Here is a 10,273-nt window from a genome sequence, read left to right on the forward strand (position 1 = left end):
GTGCGGACCTTCGAACCGGCCCGGACCTGATGCTAGGGTGAATTTCATGCATGCGGAACTCCTTCTACTAGGTAGCCGCGACGGGGATCTTCTGGACACCAGTCACTAGGGCCGACCCCTCGTTGCGGAGTTTCGTGCTGCCGGCCTGCATTTTCAACCACCACTGAAAAGGCCCCCTAGATCCATGCAGAACATGCAAAAGCCCTCAGGAATGCCGATCCAGAAGTACATCCCCTTCCAGGATCAGATCACCGTCGAACTGCCCGACCGCACCTGGCCGGACAAGATCATCGACAAGGCACCGCGGTGGTGCGCCGTCGATCTGCGGGACGGCAACCAGGCCCTCATCGATCCGATGAGCCCCGAACGCAAGCACCAGATGTTCGATCTGCTCGTGAAGATGGGCTATAAGGAGATCGAAGTCGGTTTCCCCTCGGCCTCGCAGACGGACTTCGATTTCGTCCGCCAGCTCATCGAACGGGACCGCATCCCCGAGGACGTGTCCATCCAGGTCCTCACCCAGGCCCGCGAACACCTGATCGAGCGGACCTACGAATCCCTCGAAGGGGCCAAGCAGGCGATCGTGCACCTGTACAACTCCACCTCGGTGCTCCAGCGTGAGGTGGTATTCAAGCAGGACCAGGACGGCATCGTGGACATCGCACTGACCGGGGCCCGGCTGTGCAAGAAGTTCGAGGAACAGCTGACCGGCACCAGGATCACCTACGAGTACTCGCCCGAGTCCTACACCGGGACCGAACTGGAGTTCGCCCGCCGCATCTCCGACTCCGTGGCCGAGGTCCTCGAGGCCTCCCCGGAGAACCAGATGATCCTCAACCTGCCCGCCACGGTGGAGATGGCCACCCCCAACGTCTACGCGGATTCGATCGAATGGATGCACCGCAACCTGCGCAACCGCGACTCCATCATCCTCTCCCTGCACCCCCACAACGACCGGGGCACCGGGGTAGCGGCCGCGGAACTGGGCTACATGGCCGGCGCCGACCGCATCGAAGGATGCCTGTTCGGCAATGGGGAGCGCACCGGCAACGTCGACCTGATCACCCTGGGGATGAACCTCTACGGACAGGGCATCGACCCGATGATCGACTTCTCCGACATGGAGTCGATCCGCCGCACCGTCGAATACTGCAACCAGCTGCCCGTCGCGGAACGTTCACCCTATGGTGGCGATCTGGTCTTCACCGCCTTCTCCGGCTCCCACCAGGACGCCATCAAGAAGGGCTTCGAACATATGGAGGCCAAGGCCGCCGCAGCGGGCAAGGACATCAACGACATCCCGTGGGCCGTTCCCTACCTGCCGGTCGATCCGCAGGACATCGGCAGGTCCTACGAGGCGGTCATCCGGGTGAACTCGCAGTCCGGCAAGGGCGGGGTCGCCTACGTGCTCAAGCACGACCATTCACTGGACCTGCCACGTCGGGCACAGATCGAATTCTCCGGGGTCATCCAACGCCTGGCCGAAGGCGACGGCGGGGAGATCAGCCCGGCAAGCATCTGGCAGCAGTTCCAGAACGAGTACCTGCCCTGCGAAACCTTCGAGGGGGAGAGCTGGGGCCACTACCGGTTGGGGAACACGCGCACCCGCACCGACGAGGACGGGTCGTTCACCCTGGACATGGCCCTGGTCTCCAACGGCGTCGAGCAGGAACGTTCGGGAACCGGAAACGGCCCGATCAACGCGCTGGTGAACATCCTCTCCGCCGACGGCGTGGATCTGCGCGTCCTGGACTACACCGAACACGCGTTGAGTGAAGGCGGTTCGGCCCAGGCCGCCGCCTACGTCGAATGCGCGGTCGGCGAACGTGTGCTGTGGGGCGTGGGGATCGATGCGAACACCACCACCGCCTCCTTGAAGGCCGTCATCTCGGCGGTCAACCGGGCAATCTGGGACAACGCACAGCAGGCCTGAGGCGGCAACTACAGCCACCGGCGGCACATGGGGCACGGCTTCTCTGGGATACTGGAGCCGTGCCCCGTTCCAGTTTCGCCGCGAAGTCCTACCGGACCCGGGGTCTGGTCCTGCGCACCTATAAGTTGGGCGAGGCCGACCGGATCATCGTGTTGCTGACCTCCGATCACGGCCAGGTCCGTGCCGTGGCCAAGGGGGTGCGCCGCACCAGCTCCAAAATGGGGGCCACCCTGGAGCCTTTCATGTTCGTAGAGGCCCAGGTCGTCCGTGGTCGGAGCCTGGACATCATCACCCAGGCCCAATTGCGCCATCCCTACGGCCAGTCCCTGTCGCTGGACTATTCGAGATACACCAGTGCCAGCGCCATGGCCGAAACCGCCGAGCGCCTCACCGAAGCCGATACCGAATCCGCGGCCACCCAGTTCAGGTTGCTCCACGGTGCCATCGCGGCGATGGCCCGCGGCGCCCAGGATCCCGGCCTGCTGCTGGATTCCTATCTGCTCCGGGCGCTGGCCACCGCCGGGTGGGCCCCGAGCTTCACCGACTGCGTGCACTGCGGGGCCCCCGGCCCGCATACCGCCCTGAACATCCCCCTGGGCGGGGTCGTCTGCGCCGAATGCCGTCCTGCCGGGTCCAGCTCCCCGGCCCCGGCGACCGTTTCCCTGCTGGCCGCCCTGCTCACCGGGGATTGGCCTGCGACGCTTCACGCCGATGCCTCGGCCCGACGGGAGGCTGCCGGTATGGTGGCGGGGTATCTGCAATGGCATCTGGAACGGGTCGTCAAGTCCCTCAAACACGTGGAAAGAGCCTGATTGATGAAGCGATCCTCCCGCCAGCGGGCGAACCGTCCCGACGTCCTCGCCCCGTGGCCGCACCCCAGTGGTGCCACGGCCCCACGCATCCCCGCCGAGCTGGTGCCCCGGCATGTGGCCATCGTGATGGACGGCAACGGACGCTGGGCCAACCAACGCGGACTGCCACGCACGGAAGGACATAAGGCGGGGGAGGCCGCGCTGCTCGATGTGATGGCCGGGGCGATCGAACTGGGCGTGAAATACGTGTCGGTCTACGCCTTTTCCACCGAAAACTGGAAGCGCAGCCCCGAGGAAGTCAGGTTCCTGATGGGCTTCAACCGGGATGTGCTCCACCGGCAGCGGGACCAGCTCGACGCCTGGGGGGTCCGGGTGCGCTGGGCCGGCCGGCGCCCCAGGCTCTGGCGTTCGGTGGTCAACGAACTGCTCGAGGCCGAGGAACAGACCAAGGACAACGACGTCTGCCATCTGACCATGTGCGTGAACTATGGTGGCCGGGCCGAGATCGCCGACGCGGTGTCGGCGATCGCCGAGGATGTCGCCGCCGGGCGGCTGAAACCCCGCGGGATCTCCGAGAAGACCATCGGACGCTATCTGGACGAACCGGATCTTCCCGATGTCGACCTGTTCCTGCGGTCCTCGGGGGAGCAACGGACCTCCAACTTCATGCTCTGGCAATCCGCCTACGCCGAAATGGTCTTCATGGATGTGCTCTGGCCCGATGTGGACCGGCGCACGCTCTGGGAGGCCGTCGGGATCTACGCCCGCCGCGATCGGCGCTTCGGCGCCGCCATGGACACCCCCACCGAATGAATGCCGGAACCGCTCAGGGCGCGGGGACGTACCCGTCGCAGAACCGGGTCACCGCCTCGTAGGCCTTCGCACGGGTCCGCGCAGCAGAGGTGAACAGGTCATGCATCCCCGCTTCAATCCGCACGATCGCCACCTCGTGGCCCAGCTTCAGGGCCCGCTGCCTGACCGTCTCCACCTCGATGACGGTGTCCGAAACCAGCATCTCGGGTTCGAAGGAGGTCCCCAGATGCGTCCGGTCTGAGGTCATCACCAACACCGGTGCCTTGATATCCAGTCCCCGGTTGACCTCCGCGTGTCCGGCCAGGACCGCAGTGATCCATCCGGCGGTGACCGGGAAGGCATGGCGTGGGCGCCAGAGTGGATGGATGTCCCATTCCCCATGCGCCCGGTTGGACAGGGACTGCCAGTAGTGGTCGACCTCGGGGAGCTTGATCCTGGCCTTGGGCCGCACCCTCGCCAACGGATCGAGTAGTCCGGCGGCCGCGTTGCGGACCAACCAGCTGCCCTGCATCTCCAGCCAGGGTGAATTCAGGATCAGCGCCGTGAACACCCCGGGGTGGCGATGGGCGTAGAGGCTCGCCGTGAGACCCCCGGTGGAGTGGGCCACGCAGAGGGTCCGGCCCACCGGACCCACATCCTCCCTGATCGTGGCCAGCGCGGCTTCGATATCGACGTCGTACTCGGTGAGCGAGGTGACGAATCCCGGGGTCTGCCAGGATCTGAGGCTGCGACCGTACCGGCGCAGATCCAACGCGTAGAAACGGTATCCCCGTCCGGCCCAATACCTGGCCAGTTCCGCGTTGTAGAAATAGTCGGTCCAGCCATGCATCCCCAGCACGACGTCGGTGGGCTCCTCGGTGGCGGCGCCGGCCTGCGGCCCGCCGGCCAGGACCCGGTCCAGTCCCTGGCGGAGGTTGAGCATGGCATCGCGCCAATGCTTCTGTTCCCGGGGTGGCTCCGGCGAGGACGCCTCGACGGGCAGGTAGCGCACCAACGTGGCACTGAGGGGACCTTCCTCATCCCGTCCGCGGGCAATCGTGGTGTAGCTGAATCCCGGCCCCAGTTCATCCTCGACCCACTGCCCGGGACGGGTGTCGACCGCGTACTGCGGTTCCTCGCTATGCATGTGTCGAGCATATCCATGGTGGAGTTGGCAGCGGCAGCATGGGCAGGGAAGACTGGTGGCATGCGCTTCTACCCGACGTTCTTCCGTGTGGTCTTCTCCGGCATGGATCCCGAAAAGGCCCACCAGATCGGCTTCCGGCTCATCCGCCTGGCCGAAACCACCGGGGCTTCGGCGGTGCTGCGCCGGATCACCCGGCCGCACCCAAGCCTGAAGCGCCGGGTCATGGGCCTTGATTTTCCCTCACCCTTCGGTCTGGCTGCCGGTTTCGACAAGGAGGGCCACGGGGTTGCGGCCTTGGCGGATCTGGGCTTCGGGCATCTCGAAATCGGGACGATCACCGGCCAGGCCCAACCAGGGAACCCGAAACCACGACTGTTCCGGCTCGTCGAGGATCGTGCGGTGATCAACCGGATGGGATTCAACAACGACGGTGCCGCAGCGGTCGCCCCCCGGATCCGAGCCGCGTTGCCCGTCCTGACCCGACGGTTCGGCCCCGACCGGCCGGTCGTGGGCCTGAACATCGGCAAGACCAAACTAGTCGAGCTGGACGATGCCATCGAGGACTATCTGGCAGGAACCCGGGAACTGGCTGGCGCGGCGGACTACCTGGTGGTCAACGTCAGTTCCCCGAACACTCCTGGGCTGCGCCTGCTCCAGGGCATCGACTCGTTGCGTCCACTGCTGGCCGCCGTCGGGGCCGAAGCGGACCGGACCACGGGAAGGCATGTCCCCCTCCTGGTGAAGATCGCCCCCGATCTGGCGGACTCTGATGTCGATGACGTGGCCGCGCTGGTCACCGAGCTCGGGTTGGAAGGAGTCGTGGCCACCAACACCACCATCGAGCGCACCGGATTGGTCACGGTTCCCGATCGGATCCGCGAATACGGAGCCGGCGGTCTGAGTGGTGCCCCGCTGAAGTCCAGGTCATTGGACGTGCTGTGCCGCCTGCGCTCGACCTTGCCACAGGAGTCCACGGTGATCTCGGTCGGGGGAGTGGAGACGGCGGACGATGTCCTGGAACGCCTGGCGGCCGGGGCGGATCTGGTCCAGGGGTACACCGCCTTCCTGTATGAAGGCCCGTTCTGGGTCGCCCGGATCAACCGCGGATTGCGCAAGGCCTTCTCCGGTCGCTGATCCTGCACACAGGCAACGAGGGCCCCCACCGATGGTGGGGGCCCTCGTTGCATGCTCCGGGAAGCAGTGCGGTCAGTCGACCGGTCCGCCGCGGGCGACCTGCGGCTTCGGCAGGCGCAGCTTGCGGAACTGCAGGCCGCGCATCGCCGCGTACCACAGCACTCCACGGTCCCGGGTGCCGAACTTATCGGTCAAGCGCCGTTTGAGCTGGCGCGTCATGATGAACGAGTCCAGGACCGTGACGCCCAGGACGATCCACAAACCGAAGGTGACGTAGGCGGTGACCTGGATGTTGCTGCTCATCGAGAAGGAGATGATGAGGAAGACCAGGATGATGATCATCAGGAACTCACCGACCATCCAGCGGGAGTCCACGAAGTTGCGGGCGAAACGCTTCTGCGGACCCTTGTCCCGGGTCGAGAGGTAGCGTTCGTCGCCGGTCTCGTTGGCCAGACGCATCCGCTCCTGGGCGGCCGAACGCTGCTGGCGCGCCTGGGCCTTGGCCGCCTTCCGGTCGCTGGGCACCAGGGGACGCTTGTTCTGCGCCTGCTGGCTGTTGCGCCTCGGCGTCGGCGTGCCCTTGCCTAGGGCCGGGCTGTCTGACTCTTCTGGGGTGGCCGGCGGCTGTGCGGCATCGGCTTTTTTGCTTCCAAACACGTGCCAAGTCTAGCCGGGCCTCTCCCGCAGCCGAAACGCCGGGCGGTTGTAGGCTGAAGCCATGACTACTTCCGAACCCGTTTCCGCCGCCGTCGATCACGGCGTCGATCTGGCAGCGATCACCGAGCGCGTGAACCGTGCCATCGACCAGACCCTGACCGAGCTGAAATCCCTTGTCGCCATCCCCGGGATCGCCTGGGAGGCCTTCGATGCCGCCGAACTCGATCGCAGCGCCGAAGCCGTCGCCGCATTGGTCCGTTCCACCGGCATGGAGGACGTGCAGATCCTTTCGGTGGACACCCCCGAGGGCAAGCCGGGCTCCCCGGCCGTCGTGGGCCGGCGCCCGGCCCAGCCCGGCAAGCCGACGATCCTGCTGTACGCCCACCACGATGTCCAGCCCCCGGGGGATCCGGACCTGTGGAACACCGCCCCCTTCGAAGCCACCGAATCCGAGGGCCGGCTGTACGGTCGTGGTGCCGCCGATGACAAGGCGGGCATCATGGTCCACATCGCCTCGCTGCGCGCGGTGCTCGACGTCGTGGAGGACTTCGGCGTCGGAGTGACCTATTTCTTCGAGGGGGAGGAGGAAGCCGGTTCGCCCTCCTTCCGCCCGTTCCTGGAGAAGCACCGCGAACTGTTGGCCTCCGATGTGATCGTCGTGGCCGATTCCAGCAACTGGAAGGTCGGTGTCCCGGCCTTGACCACCAGCTTGCGGGGGATGGTCGGCGCCGAGATCGAAGTCCGCGTCCTGGACCACGCAGTGCATTCGGGCATGTTCGGTGGCCCGGTCCTCGATGCCCCCACCGTGGCCGCGCGACTGATCGCCTCCTTCCATGATGATGAAGGCAACGTCGCCGTCGAGGGTCTGCTGGCCCGCGACACCGATCCGGTGGACTACGCCGAGGCCGACTTCCGGGCCGATTCCTCGGTGGTCGAGGGATACCGCCTGGCCGGTACCGGCGCGCTGGCCGACCGGCTCTGGAACAAACCGGCACTGTCGGTCATCGGCATGGACATGCCTTCCGTGGATCTGTCTTCCAACACCCTGCAGCCGTCGACCCGGCTGAAGATCAGCGTCAGGTTGGCCCCCGGCCAGGATCCGCAGGAAGCAGCCGAGGCGCTGCAACGCCACGTGGAGTCACAGGACCTCTTCGGCGCCCAGGTCGACTTCACCGCCGTCGAACAGGGCAATGCCTTCTCCACCGACACCCAGGCGGCAGCCGCCCGGGCCAGCCTGTGGTCCTTGGAGAAGGCCTGGGGCGTCACCCCCGTGGAAACCGGCATCGGCGGCTCGATTCCGTTCATCGCCGATCTGCTCGATGTCTACCCGCAGGCCCAGATCCTGGTCACCGGGGTCGAGGACCCCGACTCGCGGGCCCATAGCGCCAACGAGTCGCTGCATCTCGAGGATTTCCGCAAGGCCGTCATCGCCGAAGCACTGCTTCTGGCGCGGCTTGATTCAGAAGGACTGAAATAAGGGTGCCTGTCGTACCATGGGACATGAGGGGACGGCACGCTACGGTGCCGCCCTCCGGAACAAGCAATATTGGAGGACCAGATGACCGCCACGACCAATGATTCGACCGCCGGTTCCACCGAGGAGCTCAAGACCCACGAGGTGCTTCTCTCCGATGTGGCCGCGGAAAAGGTCCGCAGCCTGTTGGAGCAGGAAGGGCGAACCGATCTCCGCCTGCGCGTGGCCGTCCAGCCGGGTGGCTGCTCCGGCCTGATCTACCAGCTCTACTTCGACGAGCGCCAGCTCGATGGTGATGCCGTGCGCACCTTCGAGGGGGTCGACGTCATCATCGACAAGATGAGCGTGCCCTACCTCGCCGGTGCCTCCATCGACTTCGAGGACACCATCTCCAAGCAGGGCTTCACCATCGACAACCCCAACGCCGGCGGCTCCTGCGCCTGCGGCGACTCGTTCCACTAGGACGCTGCCGACCTGAATCCCACGTCAACGTAACCATCGGTTGACACGGGGTTTCGGTCGGCATTCCGTCGTTCGAGAGGGTAAGCTCTACGATGAGTAGTAAAACTATTGGTCTCGAAGTGCCGGTGCCGGATGCCTTGCTGCGGCCGGAACCGAATCTGGCAGCTCCGAGACCACGTATCGCACCAACAAAGAGGAAGGGCCGTCTGTGAGTTCGCAAGACCGAACCAGCAGCAGTCGCAGGGGCAAGGCCAAGGTACTGGCCATCGCCGGCGCGGGGGCGCTGCTGCTGACGGGTTGTTCAGAACAAGTCCAGCGTGGCTGGCTCCCGAACGAATCCCGGGATATCACCAACCACACTGCAAGCATCCAGGATCTCTGGGTCCACACATGGGTCACCGTCCTTCTGGTCGGCATCATGACCTGGGGGCTGATGATCTGGTGCATCGTGGCCTACCGCCGCCGTAAGGGCGAAGTCGGTTTCCCACGCCAGCTCAGCTACAACCTCCCCATGGAGATCCTCTACACGGCAGTGCCGTTGATGATGGTCCTGACGTTCTTCACGTTCTCGGATAGCACCCAGACCGCCATCGAAGAACCCGTCGATTCCGAACTGGTCGTTGATGTCCAGGCGAAGCAGTGGGCCTGGGATTACAACTATTCCTACCAGGGCGAAGAAAAGTACGATGCCAGCGTTCAGGCCCACTTGGATGGTTCCAAGGGCAAGAACGATGAAATCGCCACGTTGTACCTGCCGGTCGACACCTCGGTGACGCTCGAGCTGAACAGCCGTGACGTCATCCACTCCTTCTGGGTTCCTGCCTTCCTGCAGAAGCTCGACATGATTCCGGGCAAGACCAATACGATCTACCTCACTCCGCAGGAGGAGGGCACGTACGCCGGCAAATGTGCCGAGCTGTGCGGCGAGTACCACTCCGAGATGCTCTTCAACGTCGAGGTCGTTTCCGAAGCCGAGTTCAAGTCCAAGCTTTCCGAGATGGAAGACGGACACATCGGCAAGGACTACAGCCGCAAGCCGGACGAGGTCAATTCCATCACCATTCCGGGAGAGGAAGGGGAGTAGGCCGCGATGACTACTTATGAATACGCCACGGACGAGGCCAAGCCCCTCGCCCCCCGGGTCGTGCCGGTCTCCAAGGGACGCATCGTCGTCAACTGGATCACCTCCACCGACCACAAGACGATCGGTTACATGTACCTGATCGCCTCCTTCATCTTCTTCTGCATCGGCGGCATCATGGCGCTGTTGATCCGTGCCGAGCTCTTCGAGCCGGGCATGCAGATCCTGCAGACGAAGGAGCAGTACAACCAGCTGTTCACCATGCACGGCACCATCATGCTGCTCATGTTCGCCACCCCGTTGTTCACCGGTTTCGCCAACGTCATCATGCCCCTGCAGCTCGGGGCCCCCGATGTGGCGTTCCCGCGTCTGAACGCACTGGCCTTCTGGTTCTACCTCTTCGGTTCCACCATTGCCATGGCCGGCTACATCACCCCGCAGGGTGCCGCTTCCTTCGGTTGGTTCGCCTATGCGCCGCTGTCGAATACGACGTTCAGTCCGGGGGTCGGCGGTGACCTCTGGGTCTTCGGCCTGGCCCTGTCCGGCTTCGGCACCATCCTGGGTGCGGTCAACTTCATCACCACCATCATCTGCCTGCGTGCACCGGGCATGACCATGTGGCGCATGTCGATCTTCAGCTGGAACACGTTGATCACTTCACTGCTGATCCTCATGGCCTTCCCGCCGCTGGCCGCCGCCCTGTTCGGCCTCGGTGCCGACCGACGCTTCGGCGCCCATATATACGACCCCGACGCCGGGGGACCGGTGTTGTGGCAACACT

At 64.9% G+C, this 10,273-nt stretch carries 10 protein-coding genes; 8 read left to right on the forward strand and 2 right to left on the reverse strand.

All coding sequences use genetic code 11. From position 1 onward, the window contains the following. Nucleotides 1-184: 184 nt before the first annotated feature. The 3 genes from leuA to ACT3S6_RS10710 are packed head-to-tail and all read left to right on the forward strand — an operon-like array spanning nt 185 to nt 3,558. Nucleotides 185-1,933: a 2-isopropylmalate synthase gene (gene leuA / locus ACT3S6_RS10700; RefSeq protein WP_444554932.1), complete on the forward strand. Its 1,749-nt coding sequence runs from the start codon at nt 185-187 to the stop codon at nt 1,931-1,933. A 59-nt stretch (nt 1,934-1,992) separates the two neighbouring features. Further along, complete coding sequence (gene recO, locus ACT3S6_RS10705; RefSeq protein ID WP_444554933.1) at nt 1,993-2,745, forward strand: DNA repair protein RecO; 753 nt, start codon at nt 1,993-1,995, stop codon at nt 2,743-2,745. 3 nt (nt 2,746-2,748) lie between these two features. Further along, entirely contained in the window at nt 2,749-3,558 is an 810-nt protein-coding gene (locus tag ACT3S6_RS10710; RefSeq protein WP_444554934.1) for an isoprenyl transferase, read from the forward strand. A gap of 13 nt (nt 3,559-3,571) precedes the next feature. On the opposite strand, the gene ACT3S6_RS10715 is transcribed toward ACT3S6_RS10710, so the two are convergent. Continuing rightward, nucleotides 3,572-4,684, reverse strand: coding sequence for an alpha/beta hydrolase (locus ACT3S6_RS10715; protein WP_444554935.1), 1,113 nt, complete (start codon nt 4,682-4,684; stop codon nt 3,572-3,574). Nucleotides 4,685-4,744: 60 nt separating this feature from the next. Between ACT3S6_RS10715 and ACT3S6_RS10720 the strand changes: the two genes are divergently transcribed. Next, the gene (locus ACT3S6_RS10720; protein WP_444554936.1) at nt 4,745-5,818 is read left to right on the forward strand and encodes a quinone-dependent dihydroorotate dehydrogenase; all 1,074 of its coding nucleotides are present in this window, start codon (nt 4,745-4,747) and stop codon (nt 5,816-5,818) included. A gap of 72 nt (nt 5,819-5,890) precedes the next feature. Here ACT3S6_RS10720 and ACT3S6_RS10725 read toward each other — a convergent pair whose 3' ends face one another. Further along, on the reverse strand, nt 5,891-6,475 hold the full coding sequence (locus ACT3S6_RS10725; RefSeq protein WP_444554937.1) for a DUF3043 domain-containing protein: 585 nt from the start codon (nt 6,473-6,475) through the stop codon (nt 5,891-5,893). A 61-nt stretch (nt 6,476-6,536) separates the two neighbouring features. Between ACT3S6_RS10725 and ACT3S6_RS10730 the strand changes: the two genes are divergently transcribed. The 4 genes from ACT3S6_RS10730 to ACT3S6_RS10745 all read left to right on the forward strand — a co-directional run. Beyond that, nucleotides 6,537-7,952: a dipeptidase gene (locus tag ACT3S6_RS10730; RefSeq protein ID WP_444554938.1), complete on the forward strand. Its 1,416-nt coding sequence runs from the start codon at nt 6,537-6,539 to the stop codon at nt 7,950-7,952. An 81-nt stretch (nt 7,953-8,033) separates the two neighbouring features. Further along, complete coding sequence (locus ACT3S6_RS10735) at nt 8,034-8,411, forward strand: HesB/IscA family protein (protein ID WP_444554939.1); 378 nt, start codon at nt 8,034-8,036, stop codon at nt 8,409-8,411. A 208-nt stretch (nt 8,412-8,619) separates the two neighbouring features. Continuing rightward, entirely contained in the window at nt 8,620-9,495 is an 876-nt protein-coding gene (ctaC, locus tag ACT3S6_RS10740; protein ID WP_444554940.1) for an aa3-type cytochrome oxidase subunit II, read from the forward strand. Nucleotides 9,496-9,501: 6 nt separating this feature from the next. Next, a partial coding sequence (locus ACT3S6_RS10745) for a cytochrome c oxidase subunit I (protein WP_444554941.1) occupies nt 9,502-10,273 on the forward strand: 772 nt, incomplete at its 3' end.

Source organism: Arthrobacter sp. AOP36-C1-22 (assembly GCF_052377515.1).
In the GTDB taxonomy this organism is placed as follows: domain Bacteria; phylum Actinomycetota; class Actinomycetes; order Actinomycetales; family Micrococcaceae; genus Arthrobacter_H.

Excerpts from the sequence above, each read along its gene's own strand:
- leuA (WP_444554932.1), top strand. The coding sequence starts at position 185 with ATGCAGAACATGCAAAAGCCCTCAGGAATGCCGATCCAGAAGTACATC.
- ACT3S6_RS10710 (WP_444554934.1), top strand. The coding sequence starts at position 2,749 with ATGAAGCGATCCTCCCGCCAGCGGGCGAACCGTCCCGACGTCCTCGCC.
- ACT3S6_RS10715 (WP_444554935.1), bottom strand. The coding sequence starts at position 4,684 with ATGCATAGCGAGGAACCGCAGTACGCGGTCGACACCCGTCCCGGGCAG.
- ACT3S6_RS10720 (WP_444554936.1), top strand. The coding sequence starts at position 4,745 with ATGCGCTTCTACCCGACGTTCTTCCGTGTGGTCTTCTCCGGCATGGAT.
- ACT3S6_RS10730 (WP_444554938.1), top strand. The coding sequence starts at position 6,537 with ATGACTACTTCCGAACCCGTTTCCGCCGCCGTCGATCACGGCGTCGAT.
- ACT3S6_RS10735 (WP_444554939.1), top strand. The coding sequence starts at position 8,034 with ATGACCGCCACGACCAATGATTCGACCGCCGGTTCCACCGAGGAGCTC.